Source organism: Streptomyces sp. NPDC008238 (assembly GCF_042956445.1).
GTDB lineage: Bacteria > Actinomycetota > Actinomycetes > Streptomycetales > Streptomycetaceae > Actinacidiphila.
In genome coordinates this window covers 224,936-251,045 of record NZ_JBIBGK010000005.1, presented here as the reverse complement: position 1 = coordinate 251,045, position 26,110 = coordinate 224,936, and the positions used below count along the sequence as shown (strand labels likewise).

Below are 26,110 nucleotides of genomic sequence, written 5' to 3'. Positions count from 1 at the left end.
CGCGGGCGTGGGCCGACGGCGCCGGTCAAGACGGCTCCAGACCGATGCTCCTCCGCTCCTCCCGCCCTCGCAAACGCACCCGCGAGGGGGCCGCGCCCCGGGCTCCCGGAGCGCGGCACCCGCACGAGACTGAGCTAGGGGATCCGTACCGTCACGGACTTGCCCGGCTTGAGCGTGAGCTGCTTGCGGAAGCCGCCCGCGCGCAGTTCGGTCGTGGTGCCGCCGGTGCTGCGCACGGTCGCCTCGGTCACCTTGCCGTCGCGCCAGGAGAGGTCGACCTCGAAGCCGCCGCGGGCGCCGACGCCCGTCACGGAACCCCTGGGCGCCCAGGCCTCGGGGAGCGCGGGCAGGAGCTCGATGACGCCGGGCCGCGAGTAGAGGATCATCTCCAGCGCGGCGGCGGCCCCGCCCAGGTTCGCGTCGATCTGGAAGATCGTGTAGCTGCCCTGGCTGTACATGTCGAACCAGTTGGCCGAGGTCCCGTTGCTGTTGGTGATGGACGGCCGCAGCACCGTCAGGTAGAGCTGGTAGGCCTTCTCGGCGTCCTTCAGCCGGGACCAGCACAGTGAGCGCCACGCGCACGCCCACCCGTAACTGTCCATGCCGCGGGCGGTGAGCAGCGCGCGGACGCCCTCGAGCAGCGCCGGCGAGCTGGTGTCGGCGGCGATCCGGTCGCCCGGGTAGAAGCCGATGAGCGGGGACAGGTGACGGTGCGTCACCTCGCCGAGGTTGTCGGGGGTCATCCACTCCTCGAGCCAGCCGGTCTTCGGGCTCACCCGGGGCAGGTAGAGCCTGGCCTGCATGGCGTCCAGCTCGGCGGCCATCCCGGTGTCCCGGTGCAGCACGCGGGAGGCGGTCTTGAACTCCTCGAAGAGCTCCCACGCCAGTTCCTGGCCGTAGGTGTTGCCCTTCCCGTCCGGGCCGTGCTCGGGCGACCAGGAGGTGTCGTCGATCAGGACCTCGCGCGACGTCCCGTCCTCGTCCTTGACGGTGGTCGTGATCAGCCGCGCCTGCCAGAACTCCGCCGCGCCCTTGAGGACGGGGTAGATCAGCTCCAGGTACTCCCGGTCCTGGCTGTACTCGTAGTGCCGCCACAGCGAGTTGCACAGCCATGCGTTGCCGGAGGGGTGCCAGGCCCAACCGCTGCCGCCGTGGATGTTGGTGGAGAACGCGACCGCCCACCCGGCGATCTTCCCCGAGCTGTTGCGGAACCGGTTGCGGTCGCTGTTGAAGAGCCGCTTGGTGACGTCGGTCCACACGGGCAGCTGGGACACGCAGTAGCGGGCGAGGGCCAGGGAGTTCTCGCCGAGGCCCGCCGGGTCGGCGAGCCAGTAGTTCATCTGGACGTTGATGTCGGTGTGGTAGTCGGCGTACCAGTCCGGGTTGTTGTTGTGCACCCAGATGCCCTGCAGGTTCATCGGCAGCCAGTCGCGGGAGCCGGTGATCGTCAGGTAGCGCCCGTACTGGACGTAGGCCGCCTCCAGTTCCGGGTCCGGCGTGGAGTCGTCGGTGTACCGCACGGCTATGCGCGACCAGGAGTCCAGCGACCGCTGCAGCGCGGAGGACTCGCCCAGGTCGATGGTGAACCGGTTGTAGAGCCGGTGGTAGTCGGAGACGTGCGTCTTCAGCAGCTCGCTCCCCGGCACCTTCGCCGCGGCGGCGATCTTGGTGCGGGCCACGGCGAGGGGATCGGTGCCCGGCTCGCGGAAGTCCTTGGCCGCGTCGGGGGAGTAGTCGGTGCCGCCGCAGACCACGATCAGCAGTTCACGGCAACCGGCGAAGGACAGCTTGTCGCCGTCCACGCTCACCCGGCCGGTGCTGCCGACCGCGGTGACCGCGGCGGCGTAGCGCAGGCCGTTCTTGAGCTTCCCGGCGAAGGAGAGCTGCCCGCCCCCGCCCGTGGTGGTCTCGCCGTGGGTACCGGCCAGCGAGACGGTGCCGGTGTGCGGGCCGCCGGTGAGCCGGACGACGACCACGTCGTCCGGGTGGCTGGCGTACACCTCGCGGCGGTAGGTATGGCCCTCGTGCCGGTAGGTCGCGGAGACCACGCCGTTGCTCAGGTCCAACTGGCGGCGGTACGCGCTCACCTTCCCGGCGGTGTGGCCGGGCAGCGCGATGCGCAGTTTGGCCAGCAGGCCGAAGCTGCCGAAGTCGTCGGGGCCGTAGTTGAGCTGGCCGTCGTCGGTGAGGGTGTCGTTGCGGCCGCCGGTCCAGAACGCGCCGTCGGTCAGGTAGAGGAAGTCGTCCGCCGGATCGCAGCCGACGAGGGCACCCAGCCGGCCGTTGCCGACGGGCAGGGCCTCCTGGATGATGTGCGCCTCGTCGGCCGGCGTCCGGTACCAGAGCGACGTGGCCTTGCCCTCCGGGACGAAGTCCACGCTGGACGGGCGGGCGGGAGCGGCGTGCGCGGCGAACGCCGGGAGACCGCCCCAGAGGGCGAGACCTCCGCTGGTGGCGCCGGCGATGCGGAGGAAGTCACGGCGGGAAGAAGCGGACACGGCAAGGGTTCCCTTCCGGGGGTTGCAGGAGCCCACAAAAAGTATTCATAAATAATCAACTTGTTTCGTCCGCGTCAACGGCTGCGACCAGATTAACCCGACCTTTGCCCTTGCCCCTGTTGCACTTATGCCCTTTTGGTTCGTGATTTCGGCATCGGTGGTGGGGAGTTCGGGGTCATGTGGCTCAAGTAGGTCGGATGTCTTGGGGCGTTGGGTGGCGGAGGCTCCGAGGCTGCCGGAAAGGTGCGCTCCCCGCCGGAACCGCCCGACCACGCGGGTCCGGACGCACACCCATCGACGGTGGGGTGCGGCGCGGTGTCGAATGGCCCGCATGGACAGGCGCCTGATGTGGACGATCGAGGAGGCCAACTGGGCGGGTGAGCTGGCGGGGAGGGCCTACCTCGACGGCCGTTACCACGACGCGTTGGTGGCGGTGGACCGGAGCGTCCTGCTCACGCGGCAGATCCTCCGGCGCATGCCCGACGACCAGCGTGCCCTCGCGGCGGCCGTCGACCGGTACCGCTGGCGGGCCTGCATCCACGAGCAACTCGGCAACCCGGCCACGCGATCGACGACGCGCAGGCCGCGATCGTCCTCTGCGCACGGCGCGAGGACCCGGGGCCGCTGGAGGTCCCGCTCATGCGCCTGCTCCAGTGCGAACTGCACGCGGGGGCCACGTGGAGGTCGCACGGGCCAAGGGGAGGGCGATCGAGGCCTACCGGAGGTTCCGGTACGACGGCGACGTCGGACCCGTGGCCGTCGCGGAAGGGTTCAGCCGCTACGGCGCGGCCATGGCGCTCATCGGCGACCTGGAGGAGGCGAACCAGGCGCGGCGCGCAGGCCTCTACCGCGCCTGGCGCGGGGAGCTCTGGTCGGATCACCGCACGCGGTTCGTCCGGACGGTGACGGGACTGGTCGAGGGCGTCGAGCCGCCCGACGCCGCGACGGCGCCGGATGTGTTGCCGATGATGTGGGAGGCCGTGGAGGAACTCGTGCCCCTGATCCGCCCGGCGGTCCCCTCGGACCCGGACCCGGCGGCCACCGAGGCCCGCCGGATCCTCGCCGCGCAGAGCCGCTGGCTCGACGCGCTGGGGGCCCGGCAGGCATCGGCGGAGTTCGCCAGGGTGTCGCGGGCACCGGACTGGATCGAACGGCTTCCGTCCCTGCACGACCTGCTGGAACGGGCCCTCGCCCCCGCGGTGGATCCGGAGGGCACCGTTCCCTGATCGACGTCCCCCGCGAGGGGGAAGGACTCCACCGTGGACCATCCCGAAGCGACGAACGCGCGTGCCTGGACCGACTACGGAACCCACCACCTGGCGAGGGCCACCGAGGTCCCCGACGCGCAGGGCATCTCCTGGGGGTTCTGGCCGGACGCCCACGGCGCGGACGCCCACAGCGCCGGTGTCCTGGGCGACGTACGGGGCCGGCGCGTCGCCGACCTCGGCTCGGGCCTGGGCCGGCACGCCGCCCATCTCGCCCTCGCGCACGGTGCCCTCGTCGACGCCGTCGAGGCCTCGCCCACCCAGCACGAGCGCGCCACCGCACGCCACGCCGGCGTGCCGGGACTGCGCCTGGTCCTGGCGGACGCCGTCGACCACCTGCGCCGGGCCGATCCCTACGAAGTCCTCTACTCCGTCCACGGCTTCGCCTACATCGACCCGCGCCGGCTGCTGCCCGCCGTCGCGGACGCGCTGCTCCCGGGCGGCAGGCTCGTGTTCTCGGTCCTGCACACCGACTCCGACGGCCGAGGCCCCTCGGACACCGTCACGGCACGCCCGCAGATCCTGCCGCTGGCGGGCGGCGGACGACTGACCGTCCGGATGTGGGTCCTGGCCCCGGAGTTGTGGCGCGACCTGCTGGAGGAGCACGGCCTGGTCGTCGAGCGGATCGACACCCTGGACGCGCCGGAGGAGGACGTCCCCACCTCCTGCCGCCTCTACCACGCGCGCCGGCGCACCCAGGTCACCAGCCGTCCCCGCACGGCCGGTCCGCCGCCGCCGAACACCGCCCTCGGTGTGGGGGCGATCCTCCACGGCCCCCGCGGTCTGCTGCTCGGCAGGCACCGGCTGGGTACGTGGGAGCTGCCCGGGGGTTCGGTGGAGCCGGGCGAGTCGCTGGCGGGCACCGCCGTCCGCGAGGTGCGGGAGGAGACCGGCTGCGTCGTGCGCGAGGAGGACGTCGAGTTGCTCGGGCTGCTCCTCGACGAGGTCCAGGGCACGGTACGGGCGACGGCCGTCGCGGTAGTCACCGCGTGGGAGGGCGAGCCGGGTGACCAGCCCGGCGAGAGCGTGGGCGACTGGCGGTGGTGGCCGCTCGACCGGCTTCCCGACGGCCTGTTCGTCCCCAGTGCCCAGTGCCTGACCACCTGGCGCCCCGGCCTGCCGGTCGAGCATCCGCCCGCCCGTCTCCACCGCCTCCGGGCACGCGGCGACGAGCCCGCCGGGGCCGGGGGTTAAGGGGTTGCCCCAGGTGACCGCCGTCCGCATGATCTCCGGTGTGATGAACCTCCTCGCCCCCGTCCACAAGGCCCGCCTCGAGCGGTGGGTCCGCACCCGGTTCGACCCCACCGAGTACGGGATGGTGCCCGTCGCGATGCTCGACGCCCGGCGGGCCGGGCCGCACCTGCCCGCTCACCGGATCGACGAGATGCAGGCGGTCGCGGACGCCGCGTGGGGCGGCGACTGGCGCACGGCGGCCGCCTACGTCGACCGCGCGGGCGAGGAGTGGGACGAGCGCTGGCACCGGCTGGAACTGCTGCAGGAGATCGCCGGGGAGGACGACGACTGGCTGGACGAGTGGCGCCGCAACGACCCGGACAACGGGGACGCCGCCACCCTCCACGCACAACTGCTCGTGCACCGTGCCTGGGAGACCCGGGGAGCCGGGTACGCGAACCAGGTCCCGTCCTACCGCATGCGCCGCTTCAAGCAGATGCTGCCCGCCGCCATGGAGGCCGCGCGGCACGCCGCCGGGCTCGCGCCCCGCGACCCCGGGCCGTGGGTCGTCATGATCACCACCGCGCGCGCCCTGAAGTACCGCGGCATGCAGTTCCAGCCGCTGTGGGAGGGCCTCGTCGAGCGCGCCCCGCACCACTACGCGGGCCACTGGCAGGCCCTGCAGTACTGGTGCGCCAAGTGGTGCGGCACCGACAAGCAGATGATGGACTTCGCCGAGCGTGCCGTGCGCAGCGCCCCTGAAGGCAGCCCCCTCGCCGGCATCTACCTGCACGCCCTGTCCGAACTGACCGAACGCCACGGCGCCATGGCGTCCGTGACCACGGCCAAGGTCAAGCGCTTCCTGGCGGAGGTCACCCGGTCGCTCGGCCAGGTGCCCGGGGACGCCCGCGAACTGCCTCCCCTGCGCCACCTGCTCGCGCACTACCTGGGCGAGAACGGCGACTACGACGCCGCGCTCGAGCAGTTCCGGCTCATCGGCCCCTGGTGCGGCGCGGAACCGTGGACCGGCAAGCCCGACCCGGTCGCCGCCTTCCAGCTCGCGCGCGGCACCGCCGTCGCCAAGGCCGCGAACGGCAGGCTGCAGGACAACGGTGACGGCGCCGCCCGCTGGGGCCGCAGCGGCGGGTGACGACCGGCCGACCACCCGGTGAGGCCGAGAACGGGCCCGGCGGCGTCACGCCGGACCCGTTCACCGCCGTGGCACGGACCGGGCCCGCTTTCCTCGGGGGCCGCAATGGGCACGGACGAGGCGGCGACTTCCGCGTCCAGGAGCGGGCCCACGACCCGTGAGGGCAGGCCCCGGCAGTACCTCGGCGGCCACGCCGGTCCCCTGACCCGGCGCAACCGGCCGTGGCACGGCGGTCACGCCCACCCGTCGCGGTGGAGCCCCGGAGCTGCCTGCCGTACGCGGCGCAGCGGGCCTCACCCCGGTCGCCCCGACGATGCGCCGACCATGGCCGACGACGCGGATCGCGGCCCCGGGGCGCACAGGGCCTTCCCGCTCGGCGATCCGGGCCGGCCCGGGCTCCCGCGCCGGGATGCCGAACCGCCGCCCCGCTGGACGAGGGCGGCCGGGGCGGTTCACGCGATGCGCCCGAAGGGCCCGGCGACAGCGGCCGTGGGAAGCCCCGCGGCGTCCGGCAGGTCCCCGCGACCCCGCGCCGTGGCGGTGTCACACCCCGGGGCACCGCGCGGTCATAGCTACCGCGCCCCGCCCCGTCCCGGCCGGTCACGGCGCCCACCGCCCCCCACGCACCGCACCCGGAGGACCTCGATGACGGACCGCCCGCGTCCACGCCCGCGGCCGACGCGAGGAGACGCCACGGCACGCACCGCCGCCCCCACCCCACCCGTCGACGCCCAGCCCGCCATCCGCACATCCAGTGCCCGGGGCCGGTGGATCCTGCTCGCCACCGTGCTGGGCACCGGCGTGGTCCAGCTCGGCTCGACGGTCACCAACGTCGCACTGCCCCGCATCGGCGCCGACTTCGACGCCGAACTGCCTGCCCTGCAGTGGACGGTGAACGGCTACATGCTCACCCTCGCGGGGCTGATCCTGCTCGGCGGCTCCCTCGGGGACCGTTTCGGGCGGCGCCGGATCTTCGTCCTGGGCGCCGTGTGGTTCGCGGTCGCCTCCCTGCTGTGCGGTCTGGCCCCCGGCACCGGCACGCTCATCGCCGCCCGCGCCCTGCAAGGCGTCGGCGGGGCCCTGCTCACCCCCGGGTCGCTGGCGATCATCGAGGCCTCCTTCCACCCCGACGACCAGCCCCGCGCCGTCGGCCTGTGGTCGGGTTTCGGCGGCATCGGCGCGGCCCTCGGCCCGTTCCTGGGCGGCTGGCTGGTGGACGGTCCCGGCTGGCGCTGGACGTTCCTGCTGACCGTTCCGCTGGCTGTTCTGTGCGCGCCGGTCGCGCTGCGCCACGTACCGGAGTCGGTGGGCAGGGCGGTGCGGCCGGCCGCCACCGCCGGTGCCCCAGCGCGCCGTCACCTCGGCTTCGACGTGCCGGGTGCGGCCCTGGGCGCCCTCACGCTCGCCCTCGCCACCTACGCGCTGACCGAGGCGCGCGACGGCGGTCCCGCGGCCGTCGCCGCGGCCGCGGGAAGCGTCCTGGCGGGTGCCGCCTTCGTCCTCGTCGAGCGGCGCAGCGACAACCCGATGATGCCCCTGTCGATCTTCTCCTCGCGGCAGTTCACCTCGGTCAACCTGATCACCGTGTGCGTCTACGCGGCCATGGGCGGCTTCTTCTTCCTGACCGCCCTGCACCTGCAGATCGTCGTCGGGTACTCGGCGCCGGCGGCCGGTGCGGCCATGCTGCCGAACACGGTGGTGATGCTGGCGTTCTCGTCCTCCTCCGGGGCGCTCGCCAAGCGGCTGGGACCGCGGCTCCCGCTGACGGTGGGTCCGCTGGTCTGCGGTGCGGCCATGCTGATGATGCTGCGGGTCGGCCCCGGAGCCTCGTACGTCCGGGACGTCCTGCCCGCCCTGCTGGTCATGGGCGCCGGCATGGTCGTCCTGGTCGCCCCGCTGACCGTGACGCTGCTGTCCTCGGTCGGGTCCGCGGACGCCGGGCTGGCCAGCGGCGTCAACAACACCGCTGCCAGGGCCTCCGGGCTGGTCGCCGTGGCGGCGCTGCCGCTGCTGGCGGGGATGGGCCCGGACGCCTACCGCTCGGCCGCGGCCTTCGACGCGTCGTACAGCAGGGCGATGCCCCTGTGCGCCGGCCTGCTGGCCGTCGGCGCCGCGCTGGCCTTCGGCACGTTGCGGCGGACCGCGGCGGCCCCGCACCACCTGCACGCGCGGGTGCACGGCTGGCTGACCGAGCCCCCGCAGGTTCCGCGCCTCGCCCACCGCCGCGCCACCGACTGACCCCCGACCACCCCCAGGAACACGCCCCGTCGAAGGAGAGGTTCACCCTGGTTGCCGAGAGGTCCTCCGCGGCGCCTGCGGACGCCCCGCCGGCCCCGGCCGCTGGGGACGACGACTACGCGGTCAGCGCCGAGTTCTACGACGTCCTCCAGGCCCGGCAGGACGAACGGTGGGTGCACCGCCTCTACGCCCGGGACGTGGCCGGCGCCCGCCTGGGCGTCCTGGACATCGGCGCCGGCACCGGCCGTGTGACGGTGATGAGCCTCGCCGAGTCGGGTGTGCGGGTGCACGCCGTCGAGCCCGCCCGCGCCATGCGCGGGCCCCTGATGACGCGGCTGGCCATGCTGCCTGCCGAACTGCGGGCAAGGGTCTCCGTGCACCCGAGCACGCTCCGGCAGGCGGGGCTGCGGTCGGTGGCGGACGTGGCGGTGTGCCACAACACGGTCGCCGCCGTGCCGCCCGCGGCCCGGCGCGAACTGTGGCCGGCCGTCGCCCGGGCCCTCGTGCCGGGCGGCACCCTGATCCTCCAACTGCCCCCCGCGCGGCTCCCCGTCCGTGACGTCGTGCGCGTCTACCCCGAACAGCGCATGGGAGGCCACCTCTACGGCGGCCGGCTGGTGATGTCGGCCGAGGGGAACCGCATCCGCACCCGCTTCGACTACTGGGTGCGCGAGCCGCGGCGGGTGCTGCGCGAGCACACCGAGACGTTCTGGATGTGGCCCGCCACCAGGGCGGAGACGACCGCCGACCTGGCCCGGCACGGCTTCGTCCCGCTGCCGGGGAGGCGGGACCCGGCCGTCCTGGCCGTGGCGCTGCACGGCCCGTAGAGCGGCGAGAGGCCCGGCGGACATGGCCAGGCGGCCGTGGCCGAACGCTGGCGGGCCACCGGCGCGATCCCCGGCCTCGCCGACCTCGACTGGTTCCACGACGAAGTCCGGCGCCTCTACGGGTTCTCCGTGCCGGGCGTCGACTACACCGCCCCGGTGGCCACCGACGTCCCCTGGCCCGCCGCCCCCTGAGCCCGGGGGCGCCGGCGCGGACTCCCTGTCGGCGGTGTGACATAGGGTTCGCGGAACCTCACCGCCGTACAGGAGGACCCGATGTCCTTGCAGGCCCGCCTTGTCGCCACGCTCGCCGTCCCCTATCCGGCAGACCGCGCCGACGCCCTGGAGGTGCTCGGCGTGCCGGGCCGCCGCATGCTCCTGCAGCGCCGCGAGGACGAACTCGTCGTCCACGCCCTGGAGGACGACCCCGTCCGGATCGGGGGCGAGACGGCCCGCTTCCCCGCACCGTGGCCGCGCCGCTTCGGATCGTCGACGGTGGCACCGGACGGGAGCTTGGCCGTCTTCACCGGGACGCACGCCGTGCGGGCCGTGGAGCCCGGGGGAGGCGTCCGGTGGGAGGTGCGCCACGGTTGCTGGTACGGGGCCTGCCTGGAGATGCACCGGTCGTTCGACGAGTACGCCGGCGAGCGGGACCACCGTCACCCCGAGAGCGGTTCGGCGGGCTTCTCCGCGGACGGGAAGCTGCTCTGGGCCCATGTGCGGGGACCGCTCGCCCCGGGCGTGCCGGACGCGGACACCCTGGACGAATGGCTGGTGCTCGACCCCCACGACGGGACGGTGCTGGCCCGCGCCGACGCCCGGGCGGCGGCCGCCGGCAGCGTGCACGTGCCCCACCCCGACCCGGCGCAGATGGGCCTGAGCATCGGCGAGGGACAGGACGGTGCGCCGCTGCGCTGGGGCCGCTGGGACGGGCGGCGGTTGACGCTGGACGACTTCGGCGGCCGGGACCTGGTGCTGACCGGCGTCAGCCCCTCCGGCGGTCGTCTGCTGACGGTCACCCACGACCAGGACCTCCTCGTGGTCCTCGACGCCGCGGACGGCTCCGTCCTCTCGGAACTGGACGCCGCGTCGGCCGTCGCGCGCCATCCCGGCACCGAGCCCGACAACGACGAGGCCGAGCCCTACTGGGACTACGCGGGCGGCTTCCTCGACGAGACCGACGTCATCACCTCCACCGTGGAGAGCGACGAGGAGTGGGGAGAGGGCCGGCACTGGCTGACCGACACCTCGGGGGCACGCGCTCCCCGGCACGTCACGTACTCCGTGCCGGTGACCGGCCTCCCCACCGCGCTCGGTGACGGCACCTGGTGCACCACCGCCGACGACGGGGCCCCGCTGCAGGTGTGGTCGCGCCCCTGACCCTGCCGGGGCGGCGTTCGTCAGCGGGGGGTGCCCGCCGCGGCCCGCGCGTAGAACGCGGCGAGTTCGTGGGGGTTCTTGGTGTAGACGTCGATCCCGCGGACCGTGCCGTCCTCGACCTGGTGGATCTCGACCATGGTGAGCGGGAACACCTCACCGGTGGTGTGGGCCGTGAGCGTTCCGGTGAGCGTGCCCACGACGCCCGCCGGGCCCTCGAACACCTCGGCGGCGCTGATGGCGACGACGGCGTGGCCCGCCATCACGCCGAGGACGGACCGGGCGAACGCCTCGCGTCCCCGGTGCACACCGCCGTAGGGGAGCTGGGCCGGCTCGTCGACGACCACATCGGGGGCGAGCCGGGCCAGGACACCCGCCACATCGCCCTTGCCCAACGCGTCGTACAGCCCCCGCACGACGTCCGCGGGGCCCTGCGCCGTCGTGTCGCTGCCGTTGCTCATCTCGTGTGTCCTCTCGCTCGTGCTCGTCCTGCGGCCGGGCCCCTGCCGGGTCCGGCTCCCGGGGGATCCGGGCGGACACCATGCAACGACGGACGGCCGGGACGGGGGAGTCCCCGCCGTGAGGGGTACCGGCAGGGATCCCCACGCCCAGCCCGGCGTGCCTACGCTGTTCCCATGGACAACCGGGACGCAGTCGGCGACTTCCTCCGCTCCCGACGGGACAGGATGACTCCGGAGCAGGCGGGTCTGCCGACGTACGGGCAGCGCCGGGTGCCCGGGCTGCGCAGGGGAGAGGTCGCCACGCTCGCCGGGGTGAGCGTCGAGTACTACACGCGTCTGGAGCGCGGCAACCTCAAAGGCGTCTCCGACAGCGTGCTGGACGCCCTCGCCCGGGCGCTGCGGCTCGACGACACGGAGCGGATGTACCTGTACGACCTCGCCCGCGCCGCCGGCCCGGCGCCCGCGGCGCGCCGTCGCGAGGCACGGCCGGCGGTGCGGCCGAGCGTCGCCCGCATCGTCGAGGGGATGCCGGGCATGCCGGCGTTCGTGATGAACGACCGCCTCGACACCCTGGCCGCCAACGCGCTGGGCCGCGCCCTGTACGCGCCGATGTACGCCGACCCGGCCTGCGGGGCCAACGTCGCCCGGTTCGCCTTCCTCAGCTCCGAGGCCAGGCGGTTCTACGCCGACTGGGAGCGCATGGCCCGCTTCGCCGTGGGCGCGCTGCGCGTCGAGGCCGGCAGGCACCCCCATGACCGCGAACTGACGAACCTGATCGGCGAACTCTCCACCCGTAGCGACTCCTTCCGCGTGCTGTGGGGGTCCCACGACGTCCACGTCTTCCGCGAGAGCACGAAGCGCCTCCACCACCCGCTCGTCGGCGACGTGGAACTCGACCAGGAGACCATGGGCCTGCCGGACGGCAGCGGCCTGAGCGTCGTCGTCTACAGCGCGCCCCCGGGGACCGCCGCCGAGGACGCCCTGAGACTGCTCGCCGGCCGGCCGGCGACGGGCGGCGGACCTGAGCAGCGGGCCGAGGGCGCGGGCGGCCTCCCCGGCGCGGGCCCGGGCGGGAACACGAGGCCGGTCGCCGCGGGCGCAGAACCTGCGGGGGCCGGCGAGCGTCTGGGTGGTGTGAGAGCAGGCGGCTCTCGCAGACCGCAAGGGGAGCAGAGATGAGCACGGTAGTCGTCGTCGGAGCCACGCAGGGCACGGGGCGGGCACTGGCCGCGGAGTACGCGCGGCGGGGCGCGGACGTCCTGATCACCGGACGCACCGAGGAGCGTGCCACGACGGTGGCGGCGGAACTCGCGAAGGAGACCGGCGGTACGGTCACGGGCCTCGCGCTGGACCTGAGCCGTCCGGCCGGCATCGCCGCCGCGCTCGAACCGGTGCGCCAGGTGGACCGCCTGGCCCTGGTCGGCATGGTCCGCGACATGAACACCACCGGTGCCTACGACGTGGTGAAGGCGACGACCCTGGCCACGACGAAGATCGTCGGTTACACGGCGGTGGTCGCCGCGCTGCACCCCCGGATGTCCGCCGACGCCTCGGTCCTGCTGTTCGGCGGCATGGCCAAGGACGTTCCGTACCCGGGCTCGACGACGCTGACCGCGGTCAACGCCGCCGTGCAGGGCCTGGTGCGGACGCTGAGCGTCGAACTGGCCCCGGTGCGGGTGAACTCGCTGCACCCGTGGGCCATCGTGGACAGCCCCTTCGTCGTGGACAACGAGCACCTGCAGGACACGGCGCGGAAGATGACGCTCACCGGTCGGCTCGGCACCATGGCGGACGTCGTCGACGGCTGCGTCTTCCTGCTGGAGAACCCGCTGGCCAACGCCATCGACCTCACGCTGAACGGCGGCATCGCCTGACGCCACGGGGGCTCCGCGCACGACGGGGGCTCCGCGCACGACGGGGCCCCCTCCGGCGGGAGGGGGCGTTGTGCTGTGCCGTCGTCAGATCGTCGGCGTGTCGTCGACGTGCTCCTTGTGCACCTCGAGGACGAACTTCCAGCCTGCGCTGGCCTCCATGAAGCGCACGCGGGTCGGGTGGATGTCCAGGGCGCGGCGGTCGCGGTTCTGGCCGCCCGTGCCCCCCTTCCGCCCGCGGGCCGGCTCCTCGAAGAGGTCGACCTTGACGTCCGGTACCGCGACGACTTCCTCGTTCCAGCGCTGGACGATCCCCGCGCCGAACGCCTCCCGGGCGGCGGCGTAGAGCGACGCCAGGGACTCCGCGTTCCCGTTGGGCACGAAGAGGGCGAGGTTGAGGAGGACGCCGGCCCTCTGCAGGACCTCTATCTCCTCACCCGCCTTGTCCGCGACCCATATGCCGCGCTCTTCGGCGTCGTCCGGCAGCACGTGGACCTCGTCGCCGAAGACGGTCCTCGCGGTGAAGGATCCGCCCTCGAAATTCTTGCCCGACTTGGTGAGCGTCGCCGGTGCGAAGCAGTCGAGCCGAAGCTCTTCCATCTCCGCCTGGACGAAGATCTCGTCCTGGAGGCCCAGCTCCGAAACCTCCTCGGCCGTGAGACGTCGGGCTGCAACCTTCTCGGTGTTCACTTTCTTTCCCTTCTTCGTGTAACCACGGACAGTTCGGCGACCCGCGGCGGCGGCGTGGCCACGGCCCACCGGCCGACCGGTGGTGACGTCACGTCACATGGCCGAGCGGTGGGTGTTCCGGCATCGCCGCCCCCGGAGGGGACGCAGAGGTGTCCGGCTCCCCGCGCCCGAACGCGCAACGGCGGCACGGTGGGCAGGAGGAACCACGCGCCGTGAGTGTAGTGCGGCGGTCTGACAACGCCGCCATCTCGGCTGCCTGGAGGGGCCGTCGGGGCCTGTCGCACTGGCCGTCGGGGCCCGTCGCACCGGGCCTCGTGGCACGCCGCCCGGCCGTTCGCGGCACCACGGGGACAGCGCCGCCCCCGCTTTCCTCCGGCCCGCCGAGGTACCCGGCGGGTGCCCCTGCCGGTCGCCGGCCACCGTGTCCGGCCCCCGTGCCGGGACGTCCGCGCAGGACCTGCCGGTGAACCGCCGGGGACGTTTCACCGACGCGGCGCTGAACGGTCCGGCACCAGGCCCTTTTGATGTACCGGGCACGCGTTCGGCGACCCGGACCGGGTTACATTTGGTTGACCGTTGAACCAATCCATTGCCGATGGGTGTGCTTGCCGATGACCGAGAATCCCCAGAACCCGCCCACCGAGGCCGCGAACGCCGGTGTCCTGATGCAGATGCTCAGCGGCTACTGGGTCACCCAGATCGTCCGGGCCGCCGTCGACCTCTCCCTCCCCGACCACCTGGCCGACGGACCCCTGGACGCCGGGGAGATCGCGGAACGGGAGGCCAGCGACCCCGCGACGACCTACCGGCTCCTGCGCGCCTGCGCTTCGCTCGGCCTGGTGGCCCACCAGGGCGGGCGCCGGTTCTCCGGCACCCCCCTGAGCGAGCTGCTCCTTACCGGGGTGCCGAACACGCTGCGGGAGGTGGCCCTGACGTGGGCGGGGCCCTCCCACTGGCGTGCCTGGGAGCGTTTTCCCGAGGCTGTCCGCAAGGGCGGCACGCAGATCGAAAGCGCGCTGGGCACGGACTTCTTCACCTACCTCGGCGACCACCCCGCCGAGGCGGAACTCTTCTCGGTCGCCATGTCCGGCATGTCGGAGCAGCTGAACCGCGACCTCGCCCGGGCGCTCGACACCACCGGCAGCGCGGTCGCGGTCGACGTCGGCGGCGGCACCGGGGCGCTGGTGCAGGGCCTCATGCTGGCGAACCCGGAACTGCGCGGGGAGAGCCTCGACCTGCCCCACGCCACCGCCACCGCCCTGGCCTCCGCCGAGAAGCAGGGACTGGCCGACCGCTTCACGGCGGTCACCGGCGACTTCTTCGAGTCCGTCCCGCCGGCCGACCTGTACCTCCTCAAGATGGTCCTGCACGACTGGAACGACGCCGACTGCGTCACGATCCTCAGCAACTGTCGCGCCTCCGCGCGGCCGGGCGCGCGGGCGGTGGTGGTGGAGAACGTGATCGGGGAGATCGGGGCACCCGGCTTCGAGCCCCTTGCGGACATGCACATGCTCGCGATGCTGCCGGGGCAGGAGCGCGATCTCCCCGAGTTCGACGCGCTGTTCGCCGCGTCCGGGTGGCGGCGCACGGCCGTCACCGCCACGGGACTCCAGTTCAAGATCATCGAGCTCGAGGCGATTTGATCCTGGCGAGTGAGGGGCGGCCACGTCGGTTGCGGGGGTCCCGCGAGGGCGGCGGGAGAGCCGCTCAGCCGCGCCGGGGAGGGGTGGGGTCCCGACGCGGCGTCCGCGTTCCTCACCCGTACCCGGCCGGTTGGCGGGACGCCGCCGGAGCCCCCGACGGGTGGGGGAGGGGGAGGACGGGCAGGTCAAGGGCCGGCAAAGGTGCTTCGCGGCCCAGCGGGGCCCCCGCGTCGCCGAGTTGCTCCCGCAGGGCCGGGCTGACCAGCGCGGATGCCCGTCGGGGCGGCTGTTCCGGGGCTCTGCTGGTGCTGGCGGCTTTGCGTCGCGTGTCGTATTCACGCCCCCGATACGCCCAGTGAACAGTTTCGAACACGGGAAGCGCGGCGTTCACTCAACGAACACGAAAGGAACATCCGTTTCGCCCAAAACATCAAAAAGCCGCTACGCGTCGCGCACATTGCGCACTCGCGTTGTGACGTTGGGTCACATTCGTCGCCTCAGGCTCCTTATTGACATGAACAGAACCCAACACGCTAATGGGCTCCGGCGAATGCTCGGACGTTCGCCGCCGCCAGGAGCCGTACACGGCTCGCGATCCCTGCAAGCACGCATGGGAGTCACGTTGCGCAGACCAGCAAGTACCCCCCACCCCCTCCGCCGGACGGTGAACAGAGGCCTCGCGGTCCTCGGTGCCGCCGCCATGGCGGTGCTCGGCATACAGGCACCGGCGTTAGCCGCGGGTGCCGCGGGAGCGAACTCCGCCGCGGCCAACGGCGTCCGCCGCTCCTTCGAACCCACCTGCGACACGGCCAAGCCCGGCCACTTCAGCTGCTTCGCCCTGCGGCGCACCGACGTGAAGCCGGTCAAGGGCCTGGTGCCGGCCGCGGACACACCGTCCGGCTACGGAGCGGCCGACCTGCAGAGCGCCTACAACCTGCCGGCCGACGGCGGCGCCGGACAGACCGTCGCGATCGTGGACGCCTTCGACGACCCGACCGCGGAATCCGACCTCGCCGTCTACCGTGCCCAGTTCGGGCTGCCGGCCTGCACCACGGACAACGGCTGCTTCCGCAAGGTCGACCAGCGCGGCGGCACCGACTACCCCGAGCCGGACCCGGGCTGGGCCGGTGAGATCTCGCTCGACGTCGACATGGTGTCGGCGGCCGCGCCCAACGCGCACATCCTGCTGGTCGAGGCCGACGACAACAGCTTCGAGAACCTCTCCGCCGCCGTGGACCAGGCGGTCGCGATGGGCGCGAAGTACGTGTCGAACTCCTACGGCACCGACTACCGCGGCGGGAACGGCGAGGACCCGTCCGAGACCACCGTGCTCGACGCCCACTACAACCACCCCGGCGTCGCGATCACCGCGTCCACCGGTGACTACGGCTACGGCGTCAGCTACCCGGCGGCCTCGCAGTACGTGACCGCGGTCGGCGGCACCACGCTGACCCGCGCCCCGTCCACCACGCGCGGATGGACCGAGTCCGCCTGGAGCCTGGCCGGTTCGGGCTGCTCGCTGTACGAGCCCAAGCCCGCCTTCCAGCACGACACCGGCTGTGACAACCGTGCGCTGGCCGACGTCTCGGCCGTCGCCGAGGACGTGGCGGTCTACCAGACCTACGGCCACGGCGGCTGGGCGGTCTACGGCGGCACCAGCGTCTCGTCGCCCATCATCGCCTCGGTGTACGCGGCCGCCGGCACCCCCGCCGCCGGCTCGTACCCGAACGCGTACCCGTACGCGGCCGGGACCGGGATCAACGACATCACCACCGGCAGCAACGGCAGTTGCTCCCCGTCGTACCTGTGCAACGGCGCGGAGGGCTTCGACGGCCCGACCGGCCTGGGCACGCCCGCCGGCCTGACCGCGTTCCGCACCGGCGCGCACGGCGTGATCTCCGGAACCGTCACCGACGGCACCACCGGCAAGGCCGTCAGCGGTGCCACGGTCACGGCGGGCACCGGCATCACCCACACCGACGCCGCCGGCTCCTACACCCTGACCGTGCCCACCGGCACCTACGACGTCTCCGTCGAGGCGTTCGGCTACGCCGGGGGCTCGGCCGACGGGGTCGTGGTCGACGACGACGCCACGGTCACCAAGAACTTCACCCTCTCCCCGGTGCCGAGCCAGACCGTCGCAGGCAAGGTCAGCGACGGCTCCGGCCACGGCTGGCCGCTCTACGCCAAGATCACCGCGGACGGCGTGCCCGGAACGGTCTGGACCGACCCCGCGACCGGCTCGTACAGCATGGACCTGCCCCAGGGGCACTCCTACACGCTGCACGTCGCCTCGGCGACGCCCGGCTACAAGACCGTCAGCAAGAAGATCACCGTCGGCGACTCCCCGCAGACGGTCGGCCTCGCGGTCCCGGCCGACTCCTGGACGGCGAACACGCCCGGATACCGCGTCGACGTGACCGGCACCACCGAGCCGTTCGACGCCACCGACGCCCCGCCGGCCGGCTGGAAGGTGGTCAACGCCGACGACACCACCGGTGGCTGGCAGTTCGACGACCCCGGTGACCGCGGTAACCACACCGGCGGTGAAGGCGCGTTCGCCGTCATCGACAGCGACCACTTCGGCGGCGGCGCCGTCCAGGACAGCTCGCTGCTCAGCCCGGTGTACGACTTCACCGGCAAGAACGACCCCGAGGTCGCCTTCAGCACCGAGTACAAGCAGTACAGCGGCCAGTCCGCGGCCCTCGAGGCGACCTCGGACGGCGGCGAGCACTGGACCAAGGTCTGGTCGCCCGGCGCGGACGTCACCGGCGACCGCATCGAGGCCTCCCTGGCCGACTTCGCCGGCAAGTCCGAGGTCCAGCTGCGCTTCCACTTCGCCGGCAGCTTCGGCTGGTGGTGGGCGGTCGACGACGTCTTCGTCGGCGACCGGCAGCTGACCGCGGTCCCCGCCGGCCTGGTCGTGGGCACCGTGACCGACGCCAACACCGGTACGGGCGTCGTGGGTGCCACCGTCACCAGCCAGGACAAGCCGTCCGAGAAGACCACCACGACGGCCACGCCCGAGGACCCGAACCTCTCCGACGGCTTCTACTCGTTCATCTCGACCGCCTTCGGCAGCCACCCCTTCACGGCGGCCAAGGCGAAGTACACCTCCCTGAGCAAGAACGTCAAGGTCGGGGCCGACAGCGCCGTCCAGGCGAACTTCAAGCTCAAGGCCGGCAAGGTCACCATCACTCCGGCCTCGGTCTCCGCCACCGTCGCCTGGGGCGGTTCCAAGACGCAGAACCTGACCGTCAAGAACACCGGCGGCGCCGCCGCCACGGTCAAGCTCGGCGAGCAGTCCGGCGGGTTCACCCAACAGGCCAAGGGCGCCGCCCTGCAGACCGTCAAGGGTGACTTCAACCCGCTGTCCAGCAAGGCCCACGCGGCGGGCGCCAAGGCCGGCCCGGCGGCGGCCCCGGCCGACGACACCTGGCAGACGGCCCCGGACCTGCCGGGCGCCCTCATGGACAACGCCGTCGACTCGCTGGACGGCAAGGTCTACTCGGCCTTCGGCTACAACGGTTCGGCCGACGTCAAGGACCTCTACGTCCTCGACCCGGTCGCCGGCAGCTGGACGAAGCTGGCCTCCGCGTCCGACACCCGTGAGGACCCCGCGCACGGGTTCATCGACGGCAAGCTCTACGCCGTCGGCGGCTGGGGCCCCTCGGGCGCCCCGGACGCCAAGCTGGAGATCTACGACCCGCAGTCGGACAGCTGGACCACCGGTGCGTCCGCGCCCAAGCCGTACGCGGGCTCCGGCACCGCCGTCCTGGACGGCAAGCTGTACATGATCGGCGGTTGCGGCGCGGACTTCTGCGGCACGACCGACGCCGGCGTCTACGACGCGGGCTCCGACAGCTGGTCCCAGATCGCCGCCTACCCCGAGCCCATCTCGTGGGAGGCCTGCGGCGCCATCGACGGCCAGATCTACTGCGCCGGCGGACTGGGCGCCAGCGAGAACGACGTCGTCCACTCCTACGCCTACGACCCGGGCACCGACAGCTGGTCGCAGCTCGCGGACGTCCCGGCAGCGCAGTGGGGTACCTCCTACGCCGCGGCCAACGGCCGTCTGCTGATGGTCGGCGGCGTCGGCAACAACGCCCTCACCAACCGCGGCCAGGCCTTCGACCCGCAGTCCGGCACCTGGGGCACCCTCCCCAACGCCAACGTCGCCACCTACCGCGGCGGCGGCGCGCCCGGCTTCTACAAGGTCGGCGGCGGCAACGCCCCCGGCAGGCCGATCAGCAAGGTCGAGGTGCTGCCCGGCTACGACCAGGGCGGCGCGGGCGACGTCGACTGGCTGAGCGAGAGCGTCCAGGAGCTCACGCTGCAGCCCGGCGCGAGCGCGACCGTCTCCGTCACGCTGGACGCGAAGGCCGCCTCGGTGACCCAGCCCGGCGACCTCACCGCGAGCCTGAGCGTGGGCACCGACACGCCGTACTCCACGGCGCCCGTCCCGGTGAGCCTGCACGTCAACCCGCCCAAGACCTGGGGCAAGATCACCGGCGTCGTCCTGGGCAACAAGGCCACCGGCGGCAGCGCACCGCTGGCCGGGGCGACCGTGCAGCTCGACAGCTGGGCCGCGAGCTACACGCTCACCACGGCCTCGGACGGCACCTACGCCCTGTGGCTCGACGTGCGCAACAACCCGCTCACCGTCATCGTCGCCAAGGACGGCTACCAGCCGACCGTCACGACGGTGAAGCTGACGAAGGGAGCGACGGTCACCGCCAACTTCACCCTCAAGCGCAAGTAACCGGGTACGCGCCGGGGAACGGCGCCGACGGTCCGCGTACGCGTACGGGCCGTCGGCGCACCCCCGGCCGGACCCCGGACACGAACGCGGCCGGGCCGGTCCCTCCCAGGGGCCGGCCCGGCCCTGTGCGGCCCGAGGCTGGAGGACCGGCCGGTCAGCCGCCCGGGCTCGCGTCGACGTCCACCGTTTTCATGCACGCGTCGTCGAAGGCGCTGAGGGTGATCGTGCCGTCGTGGAGGTCCACCCAGCTCGCGACCACGGTCCAGCCGCGCTGCTTGAGCGCCACACGGACCTCGAAGACCACCCCGGAACTGTCTCCGGTGAGCCTCTCCGGCTTCCCGTCCTGCTCCCACTCACGCTCACGCAGCTCGTGCACCACCGCTTCCCAGCGGGCGACGTCGACCTTGGCGGTCTTGGTGGCGAAGCCCTTGAAGCCGACGCCGCACGATCGCGGCGTGCCCGGCTCGGTGTCCTCGTTCATTCCGCCCCATTCCGGCGCGTTCGCCGGGACGCCCGCGTCCGCCGCCGAACCGTCGAGGTCCGCCAGCACGAACTCCTTCGTGAGCGGCCCGGTACCCGCGGGCCGCGGCTGTGGCGCCGCCGGCTTCGAGGACGTGGACGCCTCCGTGCCGGCGTCGCCGGTACGGCAGCCCGCGCCGCCCAGCGCCATGGCAGCGACCGCCACGGCTGCCCAACAAGTCCTGCGCACAGCGTCCCCTCCCAGGTCAGGGGCCGTTCACCCCCATGATCAGCGAGGAGTATGTCACGCGCTGTCGACAGGCCGACACGGATTATGCGGCGGATCGATCGCCGCGGAACGCTGCCGCGCTTGACCTTCACACTAGTGTCAATCTTTAGCTTCGGGCGAGTAAGCGGAAGTCACCTGACCATTGCCAGGAGATCTGTCATGCCCAAGGCTCTGACCGGAAGGACCGCGCTCGTGACCGGAGGGTCGCGGGGTATCGGTGCGGGGATCGCCCGTGAACTGGCCCGCGAGGGTGCGAGCGTCGTCATCACCTACCGGAAGTCGCGCGAGCAGGCCGAGGAGGTCGTCGCCGAACTGGGCGCCCTCGGCGCGAAGGCGTTCGCCGTGCAGGCCGACCAGTCCGTTCCCCACGAGGCGTCGACCGCGGTCGAACAGGCCGCCGAGTTCCTGGGCGGCCGGATCGACGTGCTGGTGAACTCCGCCGGTGTCGCCGTCCTGGGCACCGTCGACCAGCTGGACCTGGAACTCCTCGACGGCGTCCAGCACATGATGGCCACGAACGTCCTCGGCACCGTCGTCACGACGCATTCCGCGTCGCGTTTCCTGCCCGACGGCGGACGCGTCATCCTGGTGGGCAGCATCGTCGCCCACCGCATCCCCAGCCCCGGCGTCGCGGAGTACGCGGCGAGCAAGGCGGCGATCGACCAGCTCGGTCGCGGGTGGGCCCGCGACTTCGGTCCGCGCGGCATCACCGTCAACGTCGTGCAGCCGGGGGCCCTCGACACCGACATGAACCCCGCCGACGGGCCGAACGCGGCGGCCCAGGTGGCCATGACGCCCCTCGGGCGTTTCGGCACCGCCGCCGACATCGGCAAGGCCGTCGCGTTCCTCGCGAGCGAGGACGCCGCGTACATCACGGGCGCACGGCTGACCGTCGACGGCGGATCCAGCGTCTGACGCGGGAGAGCACCCCGGCGTGCCCGGTGCTCCGGTCCGGACGGCGACGGCCGGCACCGGAGCCCCGCCGCCGGGGCCGCCTCCACCGCCCTCAGGCCCACCCCCATGCCGCGGACCGGGAGCGCCGTTCCTGGCCGCCGCGTTCGAGGACCTCGGCCACGATCCGCGGCCGAACGCCGCCGTACCGTTCCCGCTGCCATTCAAGATCATCGATGTTCACGAGGGGCACCCTAAGCCGCGTGACCGACATCGCCGCCGAGCCGGCTCGCGGTCGCCCGGCCGGCGGTCCGTTCCGCACAAGCCGGTGCGGGCGGCGGGCCGTGGAACGAACTGCCCCTCGGGAGTGGCGGGTTCGTGGGGGAGTCGTGAAGGGACGGGCCTCGTGCCGCCCACGGGGTCAACGGTCACCCTCCATACATGTACGCGCCAACTTTTCGGCGGCTGTGTGCCGCACTGCGCCATTGCAATGCCCTGGCAAAGACCGACCGGGCCGTACGGCCGCACTTCTCACGTCAGGGATCGCGCACACACATGAAGCCTTCAGCATCTTCGACCGGGCACTCCGCCGAACTGCGTGACGCCGTACGCCACGTGGACCGGCGCCGTTTCCTGACCGTCACCGGGGCCGCGGCGACGCTGGCGTTCGCCGTGAACATCCCGCTCGGCGGGACCGCCGCGGCGGCCGAGGCGAGTGCCGCGCAGATCACCGAGAACCCCTTCACGCTGGGCGTGGCCTCGGGCGACCCGTTGCCCGGCTCCGTCCTGCTGTGGACCCGGCTCGCCCCCCGCCCCTACGAGAGCGGCAGCGGCCTGCCCCAGAAGCGCTTCAACGTGCGCTGGGAGCTCGCCCACGACGAGCGGTTCACCCGCGTCATCCGGCGTGGAAGCGTCGACGCACACCCCGAGTACAACCACGCCGTGCACGTGGAGGTGGACGGCCTCGACGCCGACCGCGTCCTGTACTACCGCTTCCGCGTGGGCCAGTGGATCAGCCCCGTGGGCCGCACCCGCACCGCCCCCGCGAAGAACGCCCGCCTGACCGAGCTGCGCCTGGCGGCCGTGTCCTGCCAGGCGTACCACGACGGCTACTTCACCGCCTACCGTCACCTCGCCGACGAGGACCTCGACGCGGTCTTCCACCTCGGCGACTACCTCTACGAGTACGCGGTGACCGCCACCGGCGGAGCCCGCGCCTACACCGACCGCGTGCTGCCCTCGCACTTCAACCGCGAGACGCTCACGCTGGAGGACTACCGGCTCCGGTACGCCCTGTACAAGTCGGACCCCGACCTGATGGCGGCCCACGCGGCGCACCCGTTCGTGGTCACCTGGGACGACCACGAGACGGAGAACAACTACGCGGACGACGTCCCCGAGAACGACGTGCCCGCCGAGGAGTTCCTCCTGCGGCGCGCCTCCGCCTACCGCGCCTACTGGGAGAACCAGCCGCTGCGCCGCCGCCAGCTCCCGCACGGCCCCGACGCCCAGCTCTACCGCCGGCTGCAGTTCGGGCGGCTCGCCCAGTTCGACATCCTCGACACCCGCCAGTACCGCTCCGACCAGGCCTACGGCGACGGCTGGCAGGTGCCGGGCCCCGAGTCGCAGGACCCGGCCCGCACGATGACGGGCGCCACCCAGGAGCGCTGGCTCCTCGACGGCTGGCGCGCTTCGAAGGCGACCTGGAACGTCGTCCCCCAGCAGGTCACCTTCGCCCAGCGCAAGGACCGCTCGACGCCCGACTTCAAGGTCTCCATGGACTCCTGGGACGGCTACCCGGCGTCCCGTAAGCGCCTGCTGGACGGCTGGGAGGCCGCCGGCCGGGACAACCTGGTCGTGCTGACCGGTGACGTCCACGTCCACTACGGCTTCGACCTCAAGAAGGACTTCGACGACCCGGCGTCCAGGACCCTCGGCACCGAGATCGTCACCAGCTCGATCAGCAGCGGCAAGGACGGTTCCGACAAGCCGTCCAACTGGCCCACCTACATGCAGGCCAACCCGCACCTGAAGTTCTACAACGGCCGTCGCGGCTACGCGCTGGTGACCCTCGGCAAGGACGCGGCGCGCGCCGACTTCAAGACGGTGTCCGCGGTGACCACGCCGGGCGCCCCGGTCACCACGGCCGGCTCCTTCGTCACCGAGGCCGGCAACCCGGGGCTCACGCCCGCCTGACCGCCGTTCCGCGCCGTACCGCTCGCGGCACGCGCCGAGGCCCCGGGGCCGTCCCCGGGGCCCCGGCGGCGTGGGCGCGCCCGCGGCGGCCGGGCGGGGCAGTACGGCCGGGACAGTACGGCCGGGGCGGTCCCTCCTCCGTCGGGGTCGCCGCCCACAGGACGTCAACGGCTCTACCCTGGAGGGGTGTTCTCACCCCAAGGGCCCTCGCTGCGCGAACTGGCCGTGCAGGCTCTCTCCTCCGTCGAGCACGGCTACGACCTGCTGGCACCCAGGTTCGACCACACGCCGTTCCGCACCTCCGACCGCATCCTCGACGCGACCGCCGCCGCCCTGCGCCCGCTCGGCCCCTTCGCCGACGGGCTCGACGTGTGCTGCGGGACGGGAGCGGGCCTGCGGGTCCTGCGGCCGCTGTGCCGGGACCGGGTCGCGGGAGTGGACTTCAGCGCCGGCATGCTCGCCGAGGCGCGCCGTGCCCACCCGGACGCGGAATGGACACGTGCGGACGCGCGGACGCCGAGCTTCACCGCGGAGTTCGACCTGGCCGTCAGCTTCGGGGCCTTCGGGCACTTCCTGGCCGCCGACCGCCCGGCCCTGTTCGCCGGGGTGCACCGCGCCCTGCGGCCCGGCGGGCTCTTCGCCTTCCCGGTGTTCGCGCCGGCCCGCATCTCCTCCCGGCGCTACTGGGTGCCCGCCGGGTTCGACGCGGCCATGCGGATACGGAACGCGGTCTGGCGCCCGCCGTTCGTCATGTACTGCCGCACCTTCCCGCTCCGCGCGGTGCGTTCCGAGCTGACGGCGGCGGGCTTCACGGTGCGGACGGCGGCACTGCCCGACTTCGGCCGTCGTCCGGACGGCGCCCCGTACGCGCGTCTGGTCCTGGCCCACAGGGCGTGACCGCAGGGCCGGCACCGGCACCGAACGCTTAGGCGCAGCCGACCGGTTGGGCGGCTGGGTTCTCCGTCGCGATGCATTGCATACAGTATTCGAACCGGGTAGGGTCGGGTGCCATGCGCCAGACGAAACCCCAGAACCCGGACCTCCTGACCGGTGCGGAACCCGTGTGCGCACGGGGGTGCCGGGCATGACGACCTACGGCGACGACGAGACGATCCGGCGGATACTGACCGACGCCGGCGACACCTGGGCCGTGGTGGGCCTGTCCGACAACCCCGAACGGGCCGCGTACCGCGTGGCCGAGAAGCTGCAGCGGCTCGGCAAGAAGGTGGTGCCCGTCCACCCCAAGGCCGAGACCGTGCACGGTGAGCAGGGCTACGCGTCCCTCACGGAGATCCCCTTCGCGGTGGACGTGGTCGACGTGTTCGTCAACTCCGCCCTGGCCGGAGAGGTCGCCGACCGGGCCGTGGAGATCGGCGCCAAGGCGGTCTGGTTCCAGGTGGGCGTCATCGACGAGGCCGCCTACGACAGGACGCGCGAAGCCGGCCTGCTGATGGTGATGGACCGCTCCCCGGGACGGGAGATCCCCCGGCTGGGCCTGGGCTGACCCGCCGGGCGCCCCCGCCCGGTGACGGGGTGCGTACGATCGCCGGCATGGCACTGCGTCCCGTGCAGGTGAACATCAAGGCACTCGACAGCACGGCGGTCGGCCGGTTCTGGGCGGAGGCACTCGGCTGGAGCGCCCACAGCCCCGGTGCAACCACCTACGTTGGACCCGGCCGTGACCTCGTCTGGCCGGACCCGGTGGCCGTCGTCATCGACGTCGTCCCCGTCCCGGAACCCGGGGCGGTGACGAAGAACCGGCTGCACCTCGACCTCGCCACCACCTCCGCGGCACATCAGGCGGAACTGGTCGCGCGCCTGCGGGCTCTCGGCGCCACACCCGCCCACGTGGGCCAGGGGGACGACGTCCCGTGGACGGTCCTCGCCGACCCCGAGGGCAACGAGTTCTGCGTGCTGGAGCCCCGGGAGGCGTACCGGGACACGGGCCCGGTCGCCCGCGTCGTCGTCGACTGCGCCGATCCGCGCGCGATGGCCCGGTTCTGGGGCGAGGCGACGGACTGGACCCCGTACGAGGTGACCGGCGATCACGCGGTGTTCCGCTCCGCCGAGGGCGCCGGCCCGTACCTGGAGTTCGTCCGCACGCCCGGCGTGAAGACCGCCCCGGACCGCGTCCACCTCGACCTGCTGCCGTACCCCGGTGACGACAAGGAGGCGGAGGTGGCCCGGCTGCGGACCCTCGGCGCCACCGACCTCGACCTCGGCCAGGGCGACGTCCCGTGGACGTGCCTGACCGACCCGGAGGGCCACGAGTTCTGCGTCCTCGCCGCGTCCTGACACCGGAGCCGCCCGGGGTGCCGGGACC

General features: G+C 72.9%; 20 protein-coding genes and 1 pseudogene. 16 read left to right on the top strand and 5 right to left on the bottom strand.

Annotated features, from left to right (window positions below):
• Nucleotides 1-134: 134 nt before the first annotated feature.
• A complete protein-coding gene (locus ACFZAU_RS15295) occupies nt 135-2,498 on the bottom strand; it encodes a glycosyl hydrolase family 95 catalytic domain-containing protein (protein WP_500552534.1) in 2,364 nt (787 codons plus the stop codon).
• Nucleotides 2,499-3,175: 677 nt separating this feature from the next.
• Between ACFZAU_RS15295 and ACFZAU_RS15290 the strand changes: the two genes are divergently transcribed.
• The 7 genes and pseudogenes from ACFZAU_RS15290 to ACFZAU_RS15260 all read left to right on the top strand — a co-directional run bounded on the left by ACFZAU_RS15290 (nt 3,176) and on the right by ACFZAU_RS15260 (nt 10,528).
• Nucleotides 3,176-3,724 (top strand): hypothetical protein, encoded by a 549-nt coding sequence (locus ACFZAU_RS15290; protein ID WP_500552533.1) that lies wholly within the window; start codon nt 3,176-3,178, stop codon nt 3,722-3,724.
• 33 nt (nt 3,725-3,757) lie between these two features.
• Nucleotides 3,758-4,957, top strand: a complete 1,200-nt coding sequence (locus tag ACFZAU_RS15285) for a bifunctional class I SAM-dependent methyltransferase/NUDIX hydrolase (protein ID WP_500552532.1) — start codon at nt 3,758-3,760, stop codon at nt 4,955-4,957.
• Nucleotides 4,958-4,970: 13 nt separating this feature from the next.
• The gene (locus tag ACFZAU_RS15280) at nt 4,971-6,086 is read left to right on the top strand and encodes a hypothetical protein (RefSeq protein ID WP_500552531.1); all 1,116 of its coding nucleotides are present in this window, start codon (nt 4,971-4,973) and stop codon (nt 6,084-6,086) included.
• Between the two features lie 645 nt (nt 6,087-6,731).
• A complete protein-coding gene (locus tag ACFZAU_RS15275) occupies nt 6,732-8,324 on the top strand; it encodes an MFS transporter (protein WP_500552530.1) in 1,593 nt (530 codons plus the stop codon).
• A gap of 173 nt (nt 8,325-8,497) precedes the next feature.
• Nucleotides 8,498-9,151, top strand: a complete 654-nt coding sequence (locus ACFZAU_RS15270; protein WP_500552529.1) for a class I SAM-dependent methyltransferase — start codon at nt 8,498-8,500, stop codon at nt 9,149-9,151.
• A gap of 27 nt (nt 9,152-9,178) precedes the next feature.
• Nucleotides 9,179-9,343 (top strand): annotated as a pseudogene (locus ACFZAU_RS15265) (enoyl-[acyl-carrier-protein] reductase FabV); the annotation flags it as partial.
• A gap of 81 nt (nt 9,344-9,424) precedes the next feature.
• The gene (locus ACFZAU_RS15260; RefSeq protein ID WP_500552528.1) at nt 9,425-10,528 is read left to right on the top strand and encodes a hypothetical protein; all 1,104 of its coding nucleotides are present in this window, start codon (nt 9,425-9,427) and stop codon (nt 10,526-10,528) included.
• A gap of 20 nt (nt 10,529-10,548) precedes the next feature.
• Here ACFZAU_RS15260 and ACFZAU_RS15255 read toward each other — a convergent pair whose 3' ends face one another.
• The gene (locus tag ACFZAU_RS15255; protein WP_500552527.1) at nt 10,549-10,986 is read right to left on the bottom strand and encodes a nuclear transport factor 2 family protein; all 438 of its coding nucleotides are present in this window, start codon (nt 10,984-10,986) and stop codon (nt 10,549-10,551) included.
• Between the two features lie 174 nt (nt 10,987-11,160).
• Between ACFZAU_RS15255 and ACFZAU_RS15250 the strand changes: the two genes are divergently transcribed.
• Both ACFZAU_RS15250 and ACFZAU_RS15245 read left to right on the top strand, forming a co-directional pair.
• Complete coding sequence (locus ACFZAU_RS15250; RefSeq protein ID WP_500552526.1) at nt 11,161-12,165, top strand: helix-turn-helix transcriptional regulator; 1,005 nt, start codon at nt 11,161-11,163, stop codon at nt 12,163-12,165.
• Nucleotides 12,162-12,860 carry an SDR family NAD(P)-dependent oxidoreductase gene (locus ACFZAU_RS15245; protein ID WP_500552525.1) on the top strand — a complete coding sequence of 233 codons (699 nt, stop codon included), beginning with the start codon at nt 12,162-12,164 and terminating at the stop codon, nt 12,858-12,860. Before ACFZAU_RS15250 ends, ACFZAU_RS15245 begins: the two co-directional genes overlap by 4 nt.
• An 84-nt stretch (nt 12,861-12,944) precedes the next feature.
• On the opposite strand, the gene ACFZAU_RS15240 is transcribed toward ACFZAU_RS15245, so the two are convergent.
• Complete coding sequence (locus ACFZAU_RS15240) at nt 12,945-13,547, bottom strand: hypothetical protein (protein WP_499605674.1); 603 nt, start codon at nt 13,545-13,547, stop codon at nt 12,945-12,947.
• Nucleotides 13,548-14,158: 611 nt separating this feature from the next.
• Between ACFZAU_RS15240 and ACFZAU_RS15235 the strand changes: the two genes are divergently transcribed.
• Nucleotides 14,159-15,190: a methyltransferase gene (locus ACFZAU_RS15235; RefSeq protein ID WP_500552524.1), complete on the top strand. Its 1,032-nt coding sequence runs from the start codon at nt 14,159-14,161 to the stop codon at nt 15,188-15,190.
• A gap of 700 nt (nt 15,191-15,890) precedes the next feature.
• On the top strand, nt 15,891-19,952 hold the full coding sequence (locus ACFZAU_RS15230) for a carboxypeptidase regulatory-like domain-containing protein (protein ID WP_500552639.1): 4,062 nt from the start codon (nt 15,891-15,893) through the stop codon (nt 19,950-19,952).
• 154 nt (nt 19,953-20,106) lie between these two features.
• On the opposite strand, the gene ACFZAU_RS15225 is transcribed toward ACFZAU_RS15230, so the two are convergent.
• The gene (locus ACFZAU_RS15225; RefSeq protein ID WP_500552523.1) at nt 20,107-20,637 is read right to left on the bottom strand and encodes a hypothetical protein; all 531 of its coding nucleotides are present in this window, start codon (nt 20,635-20,637) and stop codon (nt 20,107-20,109) included.
• A gap of 222 nt (nt 20,638-20,859) precedes the next feature.
• Here ACFZAU_RS15225 and ACFZAU_RS15220 point away from each other — a divergent pair, with 222 nt between their 5' ends.
• Nucleotides 20,860-21,615 carry an SDR family NAD(P)-dependent oxidoreductase gene (locus tag ACFZAU_RS15220; RefSeq protein ID WP_500552522.1) on the top strand — a complete coding sequence of 252 codons (756 nt, stop codon included), beginning with the start codon at nt 20,860-20,862 and terminating at the stop codon, nt 21,613-21,615.
• 91 nt (nt 21,616-21,706) lie between these two features.
• On the opposite strand, the gene ACFZAU_RS15215 is transcribed toward ACFZAU_RS15220, so the two are convergent.
• Nucleotides 21,707-21,835 carry a hypothetical protein gene (locus ACFZAU_RS15215; protein WP_500552521.1) on the bottom strand — a complete coding sequence of 43 codons (129 nt, stop codon included), beginning with the start codon at nt 21,833-21,835 and terminating at the stop codon, nt 21,707-21,709.
• A 311-nt stretch (nt 21,836-22,146) separates the two neighbouring features.
• Here ACFZAU_RS15215 and ACFZAU_RS15210 point away from each other — a divergent pair, with 311 nt between their 5' ends.
• The 4 genes from ACFZAU_RS15210 to ACFZAU_RS15195 all read left to right on the top strand — a co-directional run bounded on the left by ACFZAU_RS15210 (nt 22,147) and on the right by ACFZAU_RS15195 (nt 26,082).
• A complete protein-coding gene (locus ACFZAU_RS15210; protein WP_500552520.1) occupies nt 22,147-23,787 on the top strand; it encodes an alkaline phosphatase D family protein in 1,641 nt (546 codons plus the stop codon).
• 186 nt (nt 23,788-23,973) lie between these two features.
• Entirely contained in the window at nt 23,974-24,684 is a 711-nt protein-coding gene (locus ACFZAU_RS15205; protein ID WP_500552519.1) for a class I SAM-dependent DNA methyltransferase, read from the top strand.
• Nucleotides 24,685-24,871: 187 nt separating this feature from the next.
• Nucleotides 24,872-25,291, top strand: coding sequence for a CoA-binding protein (locus tag ACFZAU_RS15200; protein WP_500552518.1), 420 nt, complete (start codon nt 24,872-24,874; stop codon nt 25,289-25,291).
• 47 nt (nt 25,292-25,338) lie between these two features.
• Nucleotides 25,339-26,082, top strand: a complete 744-nt coding sequence (locus ACFZAU_RS15195) for a VOC family protein (protein WP_500552517.1) — start codon at nt 25,339-25,341, stop codon at nt 26,080-26,082.
• The last annotated feature ends 28 nt before the right edge of the window (nt 26,083-26,110 follow it).

Bases quoted from the DNA above. Each gene is read 5' to 3' on its own strand.
- ACFZAU_RS15210 (WP_500552520.1), top strand. From the start codon at position 22,147: ATGAAGCCTTCAGCATCTTCGACCGGGCACTCCGCCGAACTGCGTGAC.
- ACFZAU_RS15255 (WP_500552527.1), bottom strand. From the start codon at position 10,986: ATGAGCAACGGCAGCGACACGACGGCGCAGGGCCCCGCGGACGTCGTG.
- ACFZAU_RS15250 (WP_500552526.1), top strand. From the start codon at position 11,161: ATGGACAACCGGGACGCAGTCGGCGACTTCCTCCGCTCCCGACGGGAC.
- ACFZAU_RS15220 (WP_500552522.1), top strand. From the start codon at position 20,860: ATGCCCAAGGCTCTGACCGGAAGGACCGCGCTCGTGACCGGAGGGTCG.
- ACFZAU_RS15200 (WP_500552518.1), top strand. From the start codon at position 24,872: ATGACGACCTACGGCGACGACGAGACGATCCGGCGGATACTGACCGAC.
- ACFZAU_RS15275 (WP_500552530.1), top strand. From the start codon at position 6,732: ATGACGGACCGCCCGCGTCCACGCCCGCGGCCGACGCGAGGAGACGCC.
- ACFZAU_RS15245 (WP_500552525.1), top strand. From the start codon at position 12,162: ATGAGCACGGTAGTCGTCGTCGGAGCCACGCAGGGCACGGGGCGGGCA.
- ACFZAU_RS15235 (WP_500552524.1), top strand. From the start codon at position 14,159: ATGACCGAGAATCCCCAGAACCCGCCCACCGAGGCCGCGAACGCCGGT.
- ACFZAU_RS15195 (WP_500552517.1), top strand. From the start codon at position 25,339: ATGGCACTGCGTCCCGTGCAGGTGAACATCAAGGCACTCGACAGCACG.
- ACFZAU_RS15260 (WP_500552528.1), top strand. From the start codon at position 9,425: ATGTCCTTGCAGGCCCGCCTTGTCGCCACGCTCGCCGTCCCCTATCCG.
- ACFZAU_RS15230 (WP_500552639.1), top strand. From the start codon at position 15,891: ATGGCGGTGCTCGGCATACAGGCACCGGCGTTAGCCGCGGGTGCCGCG.